Origin of the sequence: Bifidobacterium stellenboschense, from assembly GCF_000741785.1 — a bacterium.
GTDB classification, from domain to species: domain Bacteria; phylum Actinomycetota; class Actinomycetes; order Actinomycetales; family Bifidobacteriaceae; genus Bifidobacterium; species Bifidobacterium stellenboschense.
This window is the reverse complement of the sequence record NZ_JGZP01000018.1, coordinates 1-18,777: the sequence shown is the minus strand read 5'-3', so window position 1 is coordinate 18,777 and position 18,777 is coordinate 1. Positions and strand designations below refer to the sequence as shown.

The window sequence follows — 18,777 nt, the reverse complement described above, 5'->3', positions numbered from 1 at the left end:
GCGGTATGACGTCACTCGCCGAACGCATGCCGCACACGATGGCCTTCCCGCGCGCCCTGGGCACCGGAATCATCGTGCAGTCGGCCAAGGAAATCGATGACGGACGGTACGAGGAGGTGTCGCCCAACCCCGATGTCGTCGCCATGCTGGACGCATCGGTGCGATCCGGAACCGGTATCGACGGCCTGCTCAGCAACCTCAGTCTTACCGATCTCATGGCCTCCCCCGGCGTCTATGACGAGATCGACGAGTTCATCGACCAGTATGAGTCCGCCCTATCGCGGTTCCGCACCGGTTCCCTCGTGTCCAGGATGCGCCGCGCGGAGCACGGCGGCGCGTTCACGTTCCCCGATTGGGCGGGCCCGCTGTTCGACCTCTACGATCTGTTGTGCGAGGCGACGGACGGCGCCATCGACCCGTGCGTCGGCGAGGACCTCATCCGTCTCGGCTACGACGCCCGCTACTCGTTCACCCTGTTCCCCGGCACGAGCGGCGGCGCGCTCGGCGCGATCCATGGCCGCCCGACGTGGCGCGAGGACGTGACGCGCACCGGCGATCACGGCACGACGCTCGTCACCCGCCGCCCGGTCTCCCTCGATTTCGGGGCCTGTGGCAAAGGCTACCTCGTCGACCTCATCGCCGCTCGTCTCGCAGCCATCTCGGATTTCGTCATCGACGCCGGCGGCGACCTCCTCCTCGATTCCCCCGTGCCCGTCGCCATCGCCCTCGAAGACCCGTCCGACGATTCCCGCGCGGTCGGCACGGCGAACGTCACCCGCGGCGCGTTCTGCGCGAGCGCGCCGAGCCGCCGCCGCTGGACGGCGACCACGCCCGACGAGCGCACGACGGTGACGGTCCATCATCTGCTCAACGCGATCGACGGACTGCCGGTCGACGACGTGGCCGCGACGTGGGTGTCCGTGCCGGCCGCGGACACGGACACAGACCATGATTCCCGCAAGACGGACGGCACCGCGGCGCACCCCGCTCCTGCCGCGCTTCGCGCCTACCCGACCGCGTTGGCCGACGGACTGGCGACCGCGCTGTTCGTCGCCGATCCGAACACGCTGCACGCGCGGCTGGCAGCGCTCCACCCGGGACTCACGTTCGAGTGCGCCGTGCTCAAGGCCGACCGCACGGCCGTCGTCTCCGGCGGGTTCCCCGGCACGCTGTTCACCGCATAGCACACTCTGTCCAGCCCGTCCGCCCCTGTCCGCCGCATAGTCCAACCGCCCGATCCCGGTGCCCATACCCACCGCCCGTTTCGCCTTCGCGCCTCTGCCGTCTCACGGTTTTCCGCGGATTTTGGGCAATCGGCCCATCACGATTGCGCAGCGCCGGCGCGTGAGTAGAATCGTTCCGGCCTGATTCGCCGAAGACGGCGGAAATCCGCGGGCGACGACGGCAACGGGCAGGCGCGCCAAGCCAAACGCCAAGCCCGTCACATCGAGTACGAACCAATCACCACATCACACGGGCACACGCACGAAGGAGCGGAGATGACGAACGACCAGCAGCACGCCACCGACACCCCTGACACCACCAGCACCGCAAGCACCGCGGCCGGCACCACCGCCCCCGAGACCCCGGCCCCGTGCACGAAGAAGGACATGCGCATCGGCATCATCGTGGCCATCGTGGTCGTGATCGCCTCGATCGCCACGTTCGCGTTCACGTGGGGCGGCGGCAAGGCGAGCGCCGAATCCGTGGAGAACTGCGAGACGCAGATCACCGCGCTCAAGGCGCATCAGGATGCGCTCAAGACCGTGAAGGCGGAGGCCGACGAGGCCGTCAAGAACGCCGACGGCAAGACCGACGCCGCGCAGCTCAAGGCGCTCAAGGCCGCGCAGGCCGAGGTCGACGGGCTGGGCGACGCGCCCACCTGCCCGACCGACGGCTCCCAGCAGGACGTGGACGAGGCGATCGCCGCGATCCGCGACTATGCGGACGATCTGCGCAACGCGACCAGCGGCCTCGACGCCGCCGCGAAGGCCCTCGGCGCGGACGCCGAATAACCACGAAGAGCGCGGGCGCACCCGATGCGCCCACATCCCCATGGGCCCGCACACCAGCCGTGTGCGGGCCCATGTTCGTCTACGGTAAAACGGGCGGAAACGCCCGCGTCACGTGGAATCCCCTCATCCCGCGCCCCGATGGAACGTGATGGTCGTGTAAGACCCGGAGCCATCCAGCGGACATTCAGCGTCCCCGTGCCATACTGGAGCCGATAAAAACGGACCACAGAAAGCCAGGGACCACACTTCACATGCTGTTGACCACGCCGCCGGGCACGCCGCGGACCACCCCATTGGTCTCCGTCATCGTGCCCGTGTACGACACCGAGGATTACGTGCGCTACTGCGTCGACTCGATCCTCCGGCAATCGTATCCGCGGCTCGACATCATCCTCGTCGACGACGGCTCCGACGACTCGAGCGCCGCCATCCTCGACGAATACACGCTGCGCGACGACCACGTGACCGTCATCCACCAGACACACGCCGGCGCGGCGCAGGCCCGCAACGCGGGTCTCGACGCCGCGCGCGGCGAGTGGGTGACGTTCGTCAACAGCGACGACATCCTCGACCGCCGGTACGTCGAACTGCTGCTGCACGCCGCGCTGCGCACCGGCGCCGACATCGCGAAGGCGCGCTGGAAGCAGTTCGGCGTCGCGCGACTGTACGACGTGGCGGAGGCCACGGCGGAAGGCGCGCGCGAGCCGGAACGCGTGACCGTGCTCACCGACGCGCTCAAGGCGTACCAGAACGTGTTCTGCAAGAGTCTGCGACTCGTCGGCACCGAATTCGGACGCAACACGGAAGCCCGGTATTTCAACGATTCCTGCTGGGGCCGGCTGTACCGGAGCGACCTGTGGGAGGGACTGCGGTTCCCGGAGGGCACGCGCGCGCACGTGCCGATGGTGTCCGGCGAACTGTACCGGCGCGCGGGCAAGGTCGCCGACATCGACGTGACGCTCTACCACCAGCTGCAGCATGAGGGCGACGTGCCGCCGGAACGCGAGTTCGACTACCAGCACGATCAGGCGGTCGCCGCCGCGCACAACTTCGACCTGGCGATGGAGCACGGCGTGTTGCCGGCGCGCAGCTACTACACGATGTCGAGCGCGTGCGACGCGGAGGCGATGGCGGAGGATTTCGACGCGCCGGGCATGGATCCGGAGGTACGTGAGGCGCATCGCGCGGCGTATCAGGAGGACCTGCTCACGTTGGCGCGGCTGGCCGGGCGGCTCACGCCGGCGCAGCGCGTCAGGTGCACGGCCACGCAGCTGATCCGGCGGTTGGAGCATCGCGCGTACTGGATGCGCGCGGACCTGCTCAAACGCGACCGGAAGCCGTGGACGACGGCGGACGTACACATCGACGACGATGGGGAGGATGAGGTGTCCGGCGCGGCGGACGACGACGTGCCGGACGCGGGCGACACTACTCCACGCTCTTGAGCGCGCCGACCGGGTCGATGCGGTCGAGCACCGGCTTGGTGAGCCACGCGACGAACTCGGCGAAGACGAGCGTCACGAACGCGGCCGCGAGATAGCTGGTCGGGCGCAGATCCACTTCGAAATACAGGGACGGCATGCCGAGCGCCGCGGTGAGGAGGCCGCCGATCCAGCGGCCGAGCGGCAGCCCGACCGCCACGCCCATCCACGTGAGCACGCGCATCTCGCGGTTCACGTACTGGTGGATCTCACGCCTGCGGAATCCGAGCACCTTGAGCGTCGCCATCTCGCGCACGCGTTCGGAGATGTTCGTGTTCGCGAGCGTGAACAGCACGACAAGGCAGAGCGCACCCGCGAGTCCGACGATCAGGGCGACGACCGCACCCATCAGGTCGAAGGAGAAGCCGTCGGCGAGTTCGGCGGTACCGACCGCGCTGACGACAGCGGGATCGTCGGCGAGTTTGTCGACGTAGGCGGTCTGGGCGGCGGCGTCGCCTGTGAGTTTCGCGTAGACGGCGTTCCAGACGGGGGTGGCGGCGGCGGAATCCTTGGAATCAGTGGAGTTGCCGGTGCTGCCAGTGCTGTCGGTCGTCGTGCCGGAATCGGCGGAATCATCGGAATCGCCCGAATCACCGAACAGACGCTGGTACAGTGACTCGCTCACGTACACGTCCGAGCCGACGAGGCTGCGCGTGACGGCGGCGACGCGCGTCTTCGCGCGCGTCAGGTCGCCGCCGCGCAGCGTGACCGTGTCGCCCGCGTGCACGCCGAGCGCGTTCGCCGCGGACTGGCTGACGATCGCGCCGGAGTCGTCGAGCGTGACCTCGCCGCCGCCGGAACGGCCGAACATGCCGCCGCTGTAGCGGTAGAGGTCGCTGTCGCTCGCCTCGCGCAGGTCGATCATCGTGTTGAGGCGTTTCAGCGAACGTTCGGGGACGACGATGAGCTGGATCGTCTCGCTGGAGGCGGAGGACTTCGCGGGCGACGCGGCGGCGGTCGACAGCTCGCCGTTTTCGACGCGGATGCGCAGCGTCGCCGTGGTTTTGCCGTCCTTGTCGAGTCGCGCGCGCAGGGCGGGAGCGTCGGCGTCGGCGGAGACGGCCATCAGGTCGTACCGGTAGATGCCGTCGTACTGTTTCGGGCCGATCGCGGCGACCGTGTCGTTGATGGCGAGCCCGCACAGGATGAGCGCGGTGCAGCCGGCCACGCCGCCGACCGTCATCACGAGACGCGACTTGAAACGGAAGATGTTGCGCGCGGTCACCTTGTTGAGGAAGCCCATGCGGCGCCAAACAGGGCGGATGCGTTCGAGGAGGATACGTGCGCCGGCCTTCGGGGCTTTCGGACGCATCAGTTCGGCGGGCATGTGGCGGATGTCGCGGCGGCAGGCGAACGCGGTGGCGGCGAGCACGCCGACCACGAACAGGGCGATGCCGGCCGTGCCGTACAACCAGTCGTATTCGAGGCGTGCGCCGGGCAGCGTGTACAGGCCTTCGATCACGACGAGCAGGAACGCGGGGATGCCGAGGAATCCGGCGATCAGGCCGAGCCCGCCGCCGATCAGGCAGGCGAGCAACGCGAACAGCAGGTAGCGGGAGGCGACGGCGATTCCTTTGTAGCCGAGACCGAGGTAGGTGCCGATAAGGCCGCGGTCCTCCTCGACCATGCGGGCCATCGTGGTCAGGCTCATCAACACGGCGACGAGCAGGAACACGACCGGGAACGCGCGGCCGATCGATTCAATCGAGGTCATGTCCGATTTGAAGGCGCTGAAGCCGCCGATGTCGGAGCGCGTGGTCACATACCAGCGAACCTGCGGAATCTGGGAGGTTACCTGTATGGTTTGGTCTGTTATGTGCTGGATCGCGGCCTCCTTCTGTATGGTGAGGTCCGCTTGCGCCTGGTCGAGCTGGGATTGGACTTGTTGCAATTCCGGGCTTTTCGCGATGACGGATTGCCTGACTACTGCGGGGTCGTATGCAGGTTGGGTGGAATGGTCTGCAGGTTGGGTCGCGGATTCCACAGGTTGGGTCGCCGACCCTGCAGATTGCGCCGCCAATCCATCAACTTGGGCGTCGAACTGCGCACGTTGCTGGTCGAGTCGGGCTTGGGCGTCCGCGAAACGCTGTTCGGTCTCGGCGCGGGCCTTATCGAGTTTCGCCTGGGCCGCATCGGTGAGCTGTTGACGGCGGGCCTTCTCGCGCTTGGACTGGATCTTGGTTTCAATGCGGTCGGCGACCGTGCGCACGGCGGTGTCGTAGCCGTCGGAGAATGTGTCGAGGTCGGCGGCGCCGGTGATGCGCAGGCTGATCGATGTGTAGATGTCGTCGGGGGCGGTGGCTGTGCTGTCGGTTGTGTCTGCGGTCTCGCTGTTAGGTGCATTACCGGTCACGCTGTTGGTTGCATTACCGGTCGTGCCGCCCGCTGGGGCGAAGAACGCGTAGTCGTCGGAGGCGGTGGAACGGAAGGCGTTCTTCGAGGCGTAGCCGTCCGGATTGGCGAGATCCCGCGGGTCGATGACCACCCCGGTGATGGTGAGCTTCGTGCGGGGACTCGCGGACCGGGACGTGGAATCGGCGGATTGGCTGGAATCCTTGGCGGAATCGGTCGAATCGATTGAATCGGTCGATTCCATCTCTTCCGAATCGACGGTGAACCGGCCGCCCACCTTGAGGCCGCTGTCGTTGAGGAACTTCTTCGTGACGGCGATTTCGCCCGTCTTCTTCGGCAGCCGGCCTTCCGTGAGGTATGGGCGGTCGAGGGCGGCTGCGCCGCCGCCGGTTTCTCCGATCTCGCGAATCACCGCTGTCTTATCCGAGCCGCGCACGGTTACGGTCACGTTCCTCGAACGCTCCGCCTGCACCGATTCCACGCCCCGCACCTTGCGCAGCGCGGCCACGTCGTCGTCGGTGAGGCCCGCGGTGGAGACGATCTGGATGTCATGCAGTCCCTGCGATTCGTAGAAGCGTCCGGCGGCGAGGAACGCGTCGCGGCAGCCCGCGTAGATGCCGGTGAGCACGGCCACGCCGAGCAGGGTGATCAGCGCGATGGAGGCGAACCGCTTCCATGACCGCCGCCAGCAGCGCAGCATGTCCTTGAGAAACGCCTTCGACATCACGCACCTCCTTGTCATCTTCCATTGTCTTCGCGCCGGTCCGCGGACGCAAACGCAATCGCCGTGGGGAAACGGCATACAATACCGTGGTTGCGAACCATCGCGCACGGCCCACAAGGTCTCCCGCGATGGGCGGGCGGCGGAACCGCCCGTGAGACACGACGTGAGATATGAGACAAGAGAGAGAAGAACATATGGCTTCCGAGAACAAGGCCGGGAACACGGCCACGAAGCCGCGCGAAACCGACGACGTGCCGGTGCCCGCGACGCTGCGCAAATCGTTGAAGAACCGCCACATCCAGCTGATCGCGCTGGGCGGCGCGATCGGCACGGGCCTGTTCTACGGCTCGAGCGAGTCGATCGCGCTGGCCGGCCCGTCGATCCTGCTCGCCTACCTGATCGGCGGTCTCGCGATCTTCATGATCGTGCGCGCGCTGTCCGAGATGTCGGTCGAGGATCCGAAGGCCGGCGCGTTCAGCTACTACGCGACCCGCTACTGGTCGAAGCGCGCCGGATTCATCTCCGGCTGGAACTACTGGTTCAACTACATCCTCGTGTCGATGGTGGAGCTGGCCGTGGTGGGCAGCTTCGTGAACTACTGGTTCCCGGCGATTCCGACGTGGGTGTCGGCGGCCGTGTTCCTCGTGGTGATCTGCGCGGCGAACCTGCTCGGCGTGAGCAAGTTCGGCGAGTTCGAGTTCTGGTTCGCGATCATCAAGATCGTGGCCGTGATCGCGATGATCCTGGGCGGTCTCGCGGTGATCGTGTTCGCGCTGCCGACCGAGTCGGGCGCGAAGGCGACGTTCGCGAACTGGTTCACCGTGGGCGGCGGGTTCTTCCCGAACGGCCTGATGGGTCAGGCGAAGGACGGCTCGTGGACTGGCCTGCTGATGGCGCTCGTCGTCGTCATGTTCAGCTTCGGCGGCACCGAGCTCATCGGCATCACGGCCGGCGAGACGGAGGATCCGAAGACCACGATTCCACGCGCCACGAACGACATCATCTGGCGCATCCTCGTGTTCTACATCGGCGCGCTCGGCGTGATCATGGCCGTGGTGCCGTGGAACCAGATCGACGGCAAGTCCAGCCCGTTCGTGCAGATCTTCGATTCGGTGGGCGTGCACGCGGCCGCCGGCATCCTCAACTTCGTGTGCCTGACCGCCGTGATGAGCGTCTACAACTCCGGTCTGTACGCGAACTCCCGCATGCTGTACTCGCTGGCTAAGCAGGGCAACGCGCCCGCCTACCTCGGCAAGCTGAACAAGCACGGCGTGCCGGTGGCCGGCGTGCTCACCTCCGCGGTGATCACCGCGATCGCCGTGGTCGTCGTGTTCGTGTGGCCCGAGTTCGCGTTCAACTACCTGATGTCGATCGCCACGATCGCCGGCATCATCAACTGGACGATGATCATGGTCACCGAAATGAAGTTCCGCCGCGTGGTCGCCGCCGGCGGCGCGCCGGACGACACCGATCTGGCGGGCAAGTCGGGCGCCAAGGCGCTGGCCGCGATCCACTTCAAGCTGCCGTTCGCGAAGGTGACGCCGTGGGTGGTGCTCGCGTTCCTCGCGCTGGTCGTGGTGCTCATGTGCTTCTCCCCCAGCTACCACGTCGCCGTCATCGCCGGCGTGATCTGGCTCGCGATCCTCTTCGTCGCCTACCAGCTCACCCAGGCGAAGAAGTAGAGGTAGGAGCCATCCGCGTGGTTCCGTGAGAATCAACGGGGTGCCGGCACGACCGCCGGCACCCCGTTTCGCATATTCGACCAACAGAAACTCACCCATTCAACGGGCCTTGCGTTCCACCTCCTGCACGAACACATCGAAATCGGACATCTGGGAGTCGTTGAACCGACAGAACTCGGCCATGGCTTTGGCGTCGGCCTGTTTGCGGCTCACCTTCCCTTTGCCTTGCAATGCCTGCCCGCCGGTGAACATGATGTACTGGTTACACAATTCCACGCATTGCGCCATCGTGGTGGTCTGATGATTGCGCACACGCAATTCGGCCGCATCAAGGAAACCAGACACCAACTGGTTGAGATGGTCAAGCTCCTCTTCGCTCAGGTAGTTCTTCGCCACCGTGACGTCGGAGGAATGGATGCGCCCTTCCGGCGACCCTTTCCACGTGGTCAATCCCATGTGCGGCTTGTCCGCATCCACACGATCGTTGATGATTTCAGCCGCCGTATGGCCACTTACCGCGTAATGGAACCGATTCTGCACATTGGCGAAGAAATCGCGCGCCTCCTGGCTTTTCGGGTCATAGTCCACGCTGATGTCCTGGAACAGGTCCGTGATCTTCTGGTAGAAGCGACGTTCGCTTGCACGGATGTCGCGGATACGTCGCAGCAACTCGTCGAAGTAGTCCTCGCCGAACGGACGACCGTTCTTCAACATGTCGTCGTTGAGCACGAACCCCTTGATGATGTACTCACGCAGAGTCTTCGTGGCCCATTGACGGAACCGCGTGGCCTTCATGCTGTTCACGCGATATCCGACCGCGATGATGGCATCGAGATTGTAGAACGCCACCGTGCGCGAAACCTTGCGGGAACCCTCCTGACGAACTATTAGAAAATCTTTAACAGTTCGTTCCGGCTCCAACTCCCCGGAATCATAAATGCCTTTCAGATGATACGAAATATTTGGAACCGTCACATCGAACAGCTCCGCCATGGCTTTCTGCGTCATCCAGAACGTCTCATCCTCGTACCGCATCTGCACCTGTACATTGCGGTCGCCGTCCTGATACAGCACGATGTTCGCTTCGGCATCCATTGCAGTCTCCTTTCATCCACCTCTGCACGACACCATCAATTAATATCGATAAAGATATTATCATGTTGTTCGTGAGGGCACGCCGACGCACCAGACATCGCGGCCGCTTCCGCGCCACTACCGCCGCCCGATCTGACGCAGCCATTGGACCACGGCTTGGGTGAGGGTGGCGGCGCCGAGCTTGCGGCGGGCGCGCATCGAATGCGTGCGCACGCTCGCCGGGGTGATGTCGAGCCGGTCGGCGATCTCGTTCTGCGTCAATCCATCCGCCGACATCGCCAACACCTGCGATTCCTGAAAGCTCAACCGCGATGCGGGAGAGGCCGCACCCGCACCGGCCGCACCGACACCAGCGGATCGGCCGAGCCGCGCAAGCAACCGCCGCTGCGCCTCCCGCGGCGACAGGAACCGCGCATCGTCGCTTCGCCCAAGTCATCGACACCTCCGATGCCTGCACCTTCCCACCGCGGTACCCTGCCGCTGTCGAAGAGCTGTCCCACGTTGGCATTTCCCATATCGGCACCCTCCCGCCGCGGCGTCGGCACGGCGAACACGCGGCCGGCATGGACGAACCGGATGGCCCGTTCCAACCACGGATAGTCGGCCTTGCCGACGATGCCCTGCGCACCGGCGCGCGCGGCGTCGCGCCGGTAGCGTTCGGGCGGGTACGCGGTGATGACGAGCATCGCACATGCCCCGTTGCCGGCGCGCAGCCGACGGCACACCTCCGTGCCGAGGTCGTCGCCGAGTTCCGCGTCGACGAGCAGCACGTCCGGCCAGCGTTCGTCCTCAAGGCAGTTGACAATGGTCTGCCGCCCCGACGACGCGGTCCAGATGACATGAAAATCGTCGTTGCGTTCAAGCAATGCGGCGAGCGCCTTCACGGTGATGACGTCGTTGTCGACGATCCCGATGGTGATGACGCTCATCTCTCAGCCCCCGCAAACGGCACGTGGACCCGCACCCGCCACACTCCGGCTTCCGCCGACACCGTCATGACGCCGCCACACGCCTCGACACGATGTTGCAGCAATGCGAGCCCATGCCCCTGAGGCAATGCGACCGGAGTCCCGACGATATTCTGGTCAACGCTTCCACCCCAGCCGGCACCTATGCCCGACGGATTCCCCGATTCATCGATGTTCCCAACACCATCCATCGGATTGGTCTGCACGATGTCCACGCCCCGACCGGACGCGTCGACGTCCAACGTGTAGCATCTGCCGCCCTCGCCACCGTATCGGGCGATGTTCGCCGTCAGTTCGCGCAGCACCGCAGCGACCATATCGGCGGTGTCGCCGGTCCCCGTAATCCTGTCCCCGACGCGGCCCGCACCGGAGTCCCCGCTCTCCCCCAATTCACCTTCAACGCCACCACCGTCCGCGCGCACGCCGCTTTCCCCACGCGCATCGCCGCCAGCCTCACGAGAGCCGCCATCCTCCGCGAGGATGCGGATGATGCGGTGCACATGCTCCAGTGCCTCGCCCGCGCGCGCCACGATGTCGGCGAACAGTTCGCGCTGCCGTTCCGATGCGGCGTCCTGTATGCCGAGCCGCGCCATCAGACTGATGGAGGTGAGTTCGCCGCTGGTGGCGTCATGCAGCTGGTGGGCGACGTCGAGGTTGCGCTCGACTTGCCTCATGCGCATCGCCTGCCGGCGCAATGCGGCGAGTTCGGTCTGCCGGCGCGCCATCAGCCCTATGATGACGGCGGCGATATACGTCGAGTTGAGCGGCACCAGCATGTTCAGTGCAAGACCGCCGCTCCACGCCGTCATCTCCAGCCATTTCATCCCGATGAGATAGCCGAGCACGCCGATGGTGAGCGGCACGCGCGCCCGGTAGGCGATGTATCCGAGCGCGATGGCGAGGCACCATCCGTTCGATTCCAGATACGGGTCTGGCAGCAGCACGTCAATCGAATAGGCCGCGATGGTCAGTACGCTGGAGGCGGATGGCACGACCGCGAACAGCGCGGTCGACGCGACGATGACGAGCTGCATCAGCAGTTTGGGCCATGCCCAATCCTGCACACCCATCAGTTCGACGCGCCACTGCGATGCGGACAGCGCCAGCGCCGCCAGCGCGATCGGAATCGTCCAGCACCTCCATCCCAAGATCTCGCGGACGCGCCGCCCGACCGCGGCGATGCCGCCACCCCGGTCTCCGTCCACACCGCCACCACCGCGACCGTCTCCGTTCCCGTCGCCACGCCGAACACCGCCGCCCGCATCGCCGCCGGAACCGCCTCGTTTCGCCGTCATGGTCCGCTCCTCTCATGTCGCCGTGCGATTACGCTTCCCAGCCTACGGCCGCGAATCCGGCACCGGACCATGTCTACCGCTTTCGGTCAACGCGTGTTGACCTCGCGGAACAAATCGTCAATGCCGACGAGACGCAGTGACGACGGCTCGGCGGCGGCCATATCGGAGAGACCGCGATCGAAGCCACCTAGCGAGAACAGGACGGACAGTTGCGGCTCGATTCCCGTACGAGCCGCACGCGCACGTAGCAGATTCAGTACGCCTCCATCCATCGCGGTGTTGCGGAATTTACATTCGCCGACAATCGACTTGGAACCGGTCGCGTCCACCGCCATCACGTCGATCTCATCCTTGCGATCCCACCAACGCCCCACCGCACGGGCGCGGAACGGCAATCGTCCGGCGATGCTTTCGCGCCACAGCCATTCGCGGCATATCCCTTCGAAAGGTTTGCCGGCGAAATCATGCAGAACGGGTTCGATATGCCGCTCATACACGCCGTCCACGTCGCCTCGTTCCAGCTCGGAACGATAGGGGAACACGAACGCATACCAGAATCGGAAGAAGTTGTCGCTCAGTTGATACAGTCCACGCGTGCCTTTCGCAAGCTCCTTGAGTTTCGCCGTGACCGGGAACTCACGCTCCACGATGCCCAGCTCCATCAGGTTGCCCAGATACGACGAGACCGTGGCACCCGGCATCATCGTATGCGTGGCGATTTCGTTCAACGACGTGGCACCGAGGGCTATCGCCCGAATCACGCTGTTGTATTTCGCCGTCTCGCGTAATTCCTCGTGCAGCAGGAACTCGACCTCGCTATACAAAGGGGCGATACGCCTGAGGATATGCCGTTTGACGTTTTCGGCCACGCTCATGTCGGGATCGAATTCTTCGAGATACCGTGGAATACCGCCTAGTATCGCGTAGGCGAGCGCCTTGTCTTCGGCGCTGTAGTCGGGAAGGAACCGCACCGCGTCCCAGTAGGGCATCGGGTTGATTCTCAGAACGCCGGTCGCGCGGCCGTACAATGGCGATTTCTCCGCCAGCAACTCCTTTTCCATGAAGCTCATCGCGCTGCCGCAGATCACGATCATCAGGTTCGCATCGCGCAATGTATGATCCCACAGATTCTGCAGCACCGACGGCAACGACGGATCGGATTTGACCAAATATGGGAATTCGTCGAACACGACGAGTCGGCGGCTTCCATCGGCGGGTTCGGGCAGCTTGACCAGCTCGGACAACGCGCGCTCCCACGATGGATATTGGCTGAGATAATCCTTGCCCGGGGCGCCCGCTTCGAACATCAGACGGGAGAACGAGGCGAGTTGTTCCTCTTTCGTAGCGTTCTGCGCCGCGAAGAATATGGTCTCCTTGTCTTGGGAGAAGCGGACGAGCGTCGCTGTCTTCCCTACGCGCCTGCGCCCATATACGAAGACGAGTTGCGCCCTGCGAGCCTTGTAGCAGTCATTGAGCTGTTCCAGATCATCGACGCGACCGATGAACGTCATGCTCCGCCCCCTCCTATGGCACCGGCATTGTGCGCGATTATTATAATCACGATTTATTGTAGCGTGATTATAATAATCGCGATGCAATAACAAGTGCCGTGGAGGCGCGCCCTCATCGGAACGACTCACTCCGTTACCGTCACGGCTTGCTCCGCAACCATCACGGTTCACTCCGGGGTTTGCCACGGAATAGTGCGACAAACCCCGGAATGAACCGTGATTATTCGGAAGTGAATCGCATAGACCGTGGACCCGACCGCGAAAACCAAGGAGCGAGCCACACAATTCGGGAGCGAACCGACCGGGTTCCCCTACTCCTCCTCGGGGTAGGTCATGTGCCATTGGTCGCGGCGGATCTCGGTCATCATGTCCATCACGTCGCGCGTGTAACCGAGGTGCAGGAGGCCTTCGACCTTCGCGGCGGCCTCATCGGCCGGAATCTCCCCGGACCGGCCCGCCTCGTACGCGGCGATTGCGGCCTCCATGTCCGCCACCTCGTAGGCGAGCGCGTGCGCGGTATCGCCCGCCTCGACCTCGCGCACCACCGCGCCGGTCGTGTCGTGGATCGTGGCGCGTTCGCCGCGCGGATAGTCGAAGATCTCCACATAGCCGTTCTCGAACGCGATGGTGCCGCGCTTCGGCTGCTTCGCGTGCAGCGACAGCGTGATCGTGGCCATCTGCCGTCCGGGTTGGTCAGGAGGATGCCGGCCTGCTCGTCCACGCCGGTGGGCGCGGCCTTGACCTGCGAGACGATCCGGTCGGGCTTGGAACTCATGAACCAGCGCATGCAGGAGAGCGCGTACACGCCGATGTCGAGCATCGCACCGCCCGCGAGATTGCGGTTGAAGAAGCGGTTGGCCATGTCGTACTCCTTGTAGGAGCCGAAGTTCATCTGGATGAGCTTGACCTTGCCGAGTTCGCCGCCCGCGATGATCCGGTCGAGTTCGCGGTACAGCGGCATGTGGTAGAGGGTCATCGCCTCGGCGAGCAGCACGTGGTTCGCTTCGGCGAGCGCGATCGCCTCGTCGAGTTCGCCGGAGTTGAGCGTGATGGATTTCTCGCACAGCACGTGCTTTCCGGCGGCGAGCGCCTTGCGCAGGAATCCGATGTGCGTGTTGTGCGGTGTGGAGATGTAGATGACGTCCACGTCCGGATCGGCGAACACGTCGTCGATCTCGTCGTAGACCTTACCGATGCCGTATTTCTCGGCGAACGCGACGCCCTTCGCGTGCGTGCGGTTCGCGACCGCGTACAACTTGCGTCCGCTCTGTTCCAGCGCCTGTTCGAGTTGGTTGGCGATGACGCCGCATCCCAGCGTCGCCCACTTGAGTTCGCGCATGTCGGTTCCTTCCACGTCGATGGTTGCCTGCGGATGATTACGCCCCGATTGTACCCGCGCCCATTGCCGCGTCACCCTATCCCGTCACCATACCCAGCCCACCGCAACACCCAAGTCAGTCCACCGCCCCACCCAAGTCCATCCCATTGCAACACCCGAGTCAGCCCATCGCAACATCCGAGCCAGCCCATCGCCACACCCACATCGGGCCATCGCCACACCCGGCCCATCCCATCGCACCCAAGTTCGGTCCACCGCAAAGCCCAAGTCAGCCCATCACACACCCACGTCAGTCCATCCGCCCCACCGCCCACTCCATATTGCCTCGAAGCGTCCTGTTGTCGGGAAACGAGCCCACTGCTCCCGAATCGGGGACGCTCACCTAGACTCACCGTCCCGTTGTCGGGAGATGGCGGTTCGTTTCCCGACAAAACGCCGCTGAAAACAAGTCAGCGTCCCGGAATCCGGAGCAATGGGAAGCACTCCGGATTCCGGGACGCTAGAAAGAATCGGGGGACACCGGGAAAGGGTTCGCCCCCGCTGGCGGGGGCTCCCGGCGAAGCCGGGTGGGGGTGGCCGCTCGAGATGCGAACCCGTGGACCACCCCCAGTCGGCCTGCGGCCGACAGCCCCCGCCAGCGGGGGCGGAAATACAACCGTCCGCTAAGCGCGGCGCTTGCGGCGGGCCGTCAGGGCGATGCCGGCGGCCAGCGCCACCACGGCGAACACCGCCACGCCCGTCACGGCGGAACCGGTGGCGGACAGGCCGCTACCGCCGACACCAGCGGAACCGCTGCCCTTGTTCGGGGCGGACTTCTTGACCAGCCCGCCGGAGGCGGCCTTGAGGTCGGCCAGGGCCGCGGACACCTCGTCCTTGGTGGCGGTGCCGCTCTGCAGCACCTGGTATGCCTTGTCGCGGGCGGCGGCGAAGGCGGCCCAGCCGGACTGGTAGTCGCTCTCCTTGTAGCCCTTGACCTGGTCGTAGAGCTTCTGCAGTTCGCTCTTATCCGCGACCGCCTCGCCCGGCTTGATCGTGAACGTGGCCTTCACCGTACCCGAGTACTTGCCCGCGCCGGTCACGGTCACGGTGGCGGTGCCCGGCTCGACGTTGTCCGCGTAGGCCACGGTGTAGTCACCGGCCCCGAGCACCGTAACACCGTCGGCGAGCGTCACCGATTCGACCGCGGGCTCCTTGGCGGCGCCGTCGGCCGTGTACTCGGTCTGCGCGAGCTTCACCACAGCGCCGGAGATGTCGATGCCGTTGACGGTCACGGTCGCCTCGACCGGCATGCGGGAGTCGTCCTGCGCGACGCCCTTCACGGTGAACGTGCCGGTCTTCGCATAATCCTTGGCGTCAACCGCATTCCACTTCACATCGACATCGGCCTCGGAGCCGTCCGCATGCGTGAGGTGCACGGTCGCCGGCAGCTTGGCGGTCGGGTCCTCACCGACCGTCGTCTCGACGGCGCCCAACGCACCCACGGACTTGACGGCCACGGCCGGGGCGTACGACTCCAGCACCTTCTGGTACTGGGCGCGCGTCACCGGCACGACGGTGCCGTGGCGCGGCTTGCCGCCGTCCGCGTTGGTGGGCAGGTTCTTGTACTTGACGGAGGTCACGTCACCGGTGGCGAGGTCGTTGACCTTGAAGCCGATGTAGTGGTTCGGGCCGCCGTGGTAGCTCGGCTGGTCGATGAACAGGTACCAGTGGGAGTCGCCGTTCGCGAAGTTCACGTCGCCGTCGTTCGCGGGGAACACGGACGGGCCTTCGCCGCTGGTGAACGTGCCGCCGTACTGGTTGTTCTGGCCGTTGCCGATGTTCTCCTTGACGAGCGTCCACTGGTTCGAGGCCGCGAGCCCCGGGGTCTTCGGCAGCATGCCGGGCGTGGTGTCCGAGCCGATCGTGGCGAGCAGTTCGGTGGACTTCTCCTCGCGGATCCTCATCTGCGATTCGTCCTTGTAGAAGCGGTAGTAGACGCCGTTCTCCTTGGCGATGGTCGCGTCGATCATGCCCTTGCCCTGGCCCTGGTTCACGTTCACCCACGCCTTCGGGTCGGAGAAGTGAACGAAGTCGTCGGTGGTGACATAGATCATCTGGTTGTAGGTGACGTGCGTGCGCACGGAGAGGCTGTCGTCGGTGGTGTCGTACATGTTCGACGCCCAGTAGACGACGTACTTGCCGATCTCCTCGTCCCAGTACGCTTCGGGCGCCCACGTGTTGCCCGCGTAGTCGGAGCTCACCTTCACGTGCGACTGCTTCGTCCAGTTGACGAGGTCGTCGGATTTCCACACCTCGATGTAGCGGGAGCCGTTGCGCTGGCCGGAGTCGAAGCCGCCGGCGCGGCCCGCGATCTTGAGGTCGGTGGCGAGCATGTAGAACTTGTCGCCGTCCTTCGAACGGATGATGAACGGGTCGCGCAGGCCCTTCTCGCCGAATTCGGAGGTGAACAGCGGCTGTCCGCCGTTGAGCGTGTTCCAGTCGAGCGCGTCGTTGCCCTTGGAGGCGGCGAGGCTGATCTTCTCGGCGCCCGCGCCCTCACCGGTGAAGAACGCCCACACGTAGGCCTCGTCCTTCTCCTCGGCGGCCGGCATCGGCTGGATCTCGATCGTGTAGTCCTTGGTCAGCGTGGCCGCGCCGTTCGTCACGGTCGCCTTGAGCGTCACGCTCGCGGCCTTCTTGCCGGCGGCGGGGCGCTTCACGTCGATCGTGACGAAACGCTTGTCCGTCACCTTGCCGACGGCGGCGACGTCCTTGCCGCCCGTCACCTCCCAGGCGATCGTCGAACCGTTGCCGCCGGTCACGGGCAGGGAGATGTTGGAACGCACGTCGTCCGCGCTTTCGATGGCGATCGCGTCGAGGTCGGCCTGCGCCTTGTCGCCGTCCGACGGCTGCTTCGGCACGGTCACCGTGTACGTCGCGGTCTTGGTCGCGCCGTCGAGCGTGAACGTCGCGGTGAGCGTCACCGTCGCGTCGCCCGCGGTCGCGGCAGGACGCGTGACGGTCGCCTTGCCGGTCGCGTCGTCGACGACGATGGCCGCGCTGTCGGACTTCCACGCGACGGTCGCGCCGGCGGTGGCGACCGGCAGCGTGAAGTCCTCCGTCGCGCTCGACGGCACGGCGGCGGCGACGGCCGCGCCGGCCTTGTCGAGCGCTTCGACGCTGTAGAGTCCGGCGACGTCGTCCGCGGTGAGCGCGGTGCCGTAGACCGCGTAATCGTCGACGTCGATCTTCGTGTTCGGATCGGCGTAGGAGGATTTCGCGATGTAGGCGACGAGGTCGCCGTAGTTCGTGAGGCCGCCGGCGGGGATCGTGTACGTCGTGTCGCCGACCGGCTGGCCGTTCAGGTAGACGCTCATCGTGCCGTCGGTGCCGTCGATCACGGTGGTGTAGAGCGCGAGCGCGTTCGTCGCCTTCGCGCCGGTGGTGGCGGCGTTGGTCGCGGCGGGGCCGACTTCGGTGCCCCACGGGCTGGTGTTCGGGGCGGCCGCGGTGGCGGTGGTCATCACGGACTTCACGTAGCCGGACGGGTTCGCCGGATTGAGCAGGAAGTAGCCGTTCTTCGTCGCGCCGTTGCCGATGTACGCGGCGGCGACGTTGCCGTTGCCGTAGTTGTTCTTCAGCCAGATGGAGACGGTCACGTCCTTCTGGTCCTTGATCGCGGTGGTCGGAACTTGGATGGACTGTGACCCGGTCAGGTTGATCTGGCCGTTCGCGAAGGTCGCGTCGCCGTTCAGGGTGGCGTCGCTGTTCGCCGCGGTGCCTTCGTTCGCGATGGTCTTGCCGTTGCCGCTTGGCGCGGCGTCGAATGAATAATGGATGAGCGGCTGCGGCACGTTGCTTGTCGTGCCGTCCGCCGCGACCGCCGTCATCGGCAGCATGAGACCGGCGGCCAGCGTGGCGACGCTCGCCACAAGACCGATGGTCTTCCTTTTCCACGTCCCCATAATGCTCCTTCGGTAGGGAATCGTTGATGATTAAGTGATGGGGGCTCCCGCGAAGCGGAAGGGCGGTTGCGCCCCCGCTGGTGAGAGGGCCCCGTCAGCAGGGCTGTCAGGTGGGCTGTCAGCGGGCCCCCTACCCTCGCCCCCGCTGGCGGGCTGAGCCGTGAAGCGGAGAACCCGGTGGGTTCTCCGTAGGCGAAGGCGAGCGGCAGCGAGCTGATGTGAGGTCGGCCGTAGGCCGTCTGCAGTTGCAGGGCCCGGAGGGCTCCCGGCGGAGCCGGAGTCCATACCCGCCCCCGCTGGCGGGGGCTCCCGGCGAAGCCGGGTGGGGGTGGTCGCCCGAGGTGCATCCCCGTGGAACCACCCCCAGTCAG

At 65.4% G+C, this 18,777-nt stretch carries 12 protein-coding genes; 4 read left to right on the top strand and 8 right to left on the bottom strand.

Annotation, left to right across the window (positions count from 1 at the left end; genetic code table 11):
• Positions 1-5: 5 nt before the first annotated feature.
• The 3 genes from BSTEL_RS09075 to BSTEL_RS09065 all read left to right on the top strand — a co-directional run bounded on the left by BSTEL_RS09075 (position 6) and on the right by BSTEL_RS09065 (position 3,460).
• Positions 6-1,184: an FAD:protein FMN transferase gene (locus BSTEL_RS09075; protein WP_034529816.1), complete on the top strand. Its 1,179-nt coding sequence runs from the start codon at positions 6-8 to the stop codon at positions 1,182-1,184.
• Between the two features lie 315 nt (positions 1,185-1,499).
• Entirely contained in the window at positions 1,500-2,015 is a 516-nt protein-coding gene (locus BSTEL_RS11550) for a hypothetical protein (RefSeq protein ID WP_051923030.1), read from the top strand.
• Positions 2,016-2,266: 251 nt separating this feature from the next.
• Positions 2,267-3,460: a glycosyltransferase family 2 protein gene (locus BSTEL_RS09065; protein ID WP_084686235.1), complete on the top strand. Its 1,194-nt coding sequence runs from the start codon at positions 2,267-2,269 to the stop codon at positions 3,458-3,460.
• Here BSTEL_RS09065 and BSTEL_RS09060 read toward each other — a convergent pair.
• Positions 3,444-6,572, bottom strand: a complete 3,129-nt coding sequence (locus BSTEL_RS09060; RefSeq protein WP_034529814.1) for an FtsX-like permease family protein — start codon at positions 6,570-6,572, stop codon at positions 3,444-3,446. The two genes, BSTEL_RS09065 and BSTEL_RS09060, sit on opposite strands and share 17 nt — an antisense overlap.
• A gap of 194 nt (positions 6,573-6,766) precedes the next feature.
• Here BSTEL_RS09060 and BSTEL_RS09055 point away from each other — a divergent pair, with 194 nt between their 5' ends.
• Complete coding sequence (locus BSTEL_RS09055; RefSeq protein ID WP_156963256.1) at positions 6,767-8,254, top strand: amino acid permease; 1,488 nt, start codon at positions 6,767-6,769, stop codon at positions 8,252-8,254.
• 99 nt (positions 8,255-8,353) lie between these two features.
• Here the strand turns inward: BSTEL_RS09055 and BSTEL_RS09050 are convergent, their stop codons facing one another.
• The 7 genes from BSTEL_RS09050 to BSTEL_RS09025 form a co-directional block, all read right to left on the bottom strand.
• On the bottom strand, positions 8,354-9,349 hold the full coding sequence (locus BSTEL_RS09050) for a virulence RhuM family protein (protein WP_034529808.1): 996 nt from the start codon (positions 9,347-9,349) through the stop codon (positions 8,354-8,356).
• 117 nt (positions 9,350-9,466) lie between these two features.
• Positions 9,467-9,625: a helix-turn-helix domain-containing protein gene (locus BSTEL_RS11905; protein ID WP_084686234.1), complete on the bottom strand. Its 159-nt coding sequence runs from the start codon at positions 9,623-9,625 to the stop codon at positions 9,467-9,469.
• Positions 9,626-9,651: 26 nt separating this feature from the next.
• Positions 9,652-10,278 (bottom strand): response regulator, encoded by a 627-nt coding sequence (locus tag BSTEL_RS11545; RefSeq protein WP_051923028.1) that lies wholly within the window; start codon positions 10,276-10,278, stop codon positions 9,652-9,654.
• Positions 10,275-11,612 carry a sensor histidine kinase gene (locus BSTEL_RS09040; protein ID WP_034529806.1) on the bottom strand — a complete coding sequence of 446 codons (1,338 nt, stop codon included), beginning with the start codon at positions 11,610-11,612 and terminating at the stop codon, positions 10,275-10,277. The genes BSTEL_RS11545 and BSTEL_RS09040 overlap by 4 nt, the downstream gene beginning before the upstream one ends.
• 86 nt (positions 11,613-11,698) lie before the next feature.
• Positions 11,699-13,252, bottom strand: coding sequence for an ATP-binding protein (locus tag BSTEL_RS09035; RefSeq protein ID WP_238567685.1), 1,554 nt, complete (start codon positions 13,250-13,252; stop codon positions 11,699-11,701).
• Positions 13,253-13,496: 244 nt separating this feature from the next.
• Positions 13,497-14,462, bottom strand: coding sequence for a Gfo/Idh/MocA family protein (locus BSTEL_RS09030; RefSeq protein WP_202962084.1), 966 nt, complete (start codon positions 14,460-14,462; stop codon positions 13,497-13,499).
• A 662-nt stretch (positions 14,463-15,124) separates the two neighbouring features.
• A complete protein-coding gene (locus BSTEL_RS09025) occupies positions 15,125-18,406 on the bottom strand; it encodes an immunoglobulin-like domain-containing protein (protein WP_034529801.1) in 3,282 nt (1,093 codons plus the stop codon).
• Between the last annotated feature and the right edge of the window lie 371 nt (positions 18,407-18,777).

What these genes read in the sequence shown, in the direction of transcription:
- BSTEL_RS09075 (WP_034529816.1), top strand. Translation starts at nt 6, where the DNA reads ATGACGTCACTCGCCGAACGCATGCCGCACACGATGGCCTTCCCGCGC.
- BSTEL_RS11550 (WP_051923030.1), top strand. Translation starts at nt 1,500, where the DNA reads ATGACGAACGACCAGCAGCACGCCACCGACACCCCTGACACCACCAGC.
- BSTEL_RS09065 (WP_084686235.1), top strand. Translation starts at nt 2,267, where the DNA reads ATGCTGTTGACCACGCCGCCGGGCACGCCGCGGACCACCCCATTGGTC.
- BSTEL_RS09060 (WP_034529814.1), bottom strand. Translation starts at nt 6,572, where the DNA reads ATGTCGAAGGCGTTTCTCAAGGACATGCTGCGCTGCTGGCGGCGGTCA.
- BSTEL_RS09055 (WP_156963256.1), top strand. Translation starts at nt 6,767, where the DNA reads ATGGCTTCCGAGAACAAGGCCGGGAACACGGCCACGAAGCCGCGCGAA.
- BSTEL_RS09050 (WP_034529808.1), bottom strand. Translation starts at nt 9,349, where the DNA reads ATGGATGCCGAAGCGAACATCGTGCTGTATCAGGACGGCGACCGCAAT.
- BSTEL_RS11905 (WP_084686234.1), bottom strand. Translation starts at nt 9,625, where the DNA reads ATGTCGGCGGATGGATTGACGCAGAACGAGATCGCCGACCGGCTCGAC.
- BSTEL_RS11545 (WP_051923028.1), bottom strand. Translation starts at nt 10,278, where the DNA reads ATGAGCGTCATCACCATCGGGATCGTCGACAACGACGTCATCACCGTG.
- BSTEL_RS09040 (WP_034529806.1), bottom strand. Translation starts at nt 11,612, where the DNA reads ATGACGGCGAAACGAGGCGGTTCCGGCGGCGATGCGGGCGGCGGTGTT.
- BSTEL_RS09030 (WP_202962084.1), bottom strand. Translation starts at nt 14,462, where the DNA reads ATGCGCGAACTCAAGTGGGCGACGCTGGGATGCGGCGTCATCGCCAAC.
- BSTEL_RS09025 (WP_034529801.1), bottom strand. Translation starts at nt 18,406, where the DNA reads ATGGGGACGTGGAAAAGGAAGACCATCGGTCTTGTGGCGAGCGTCGCC.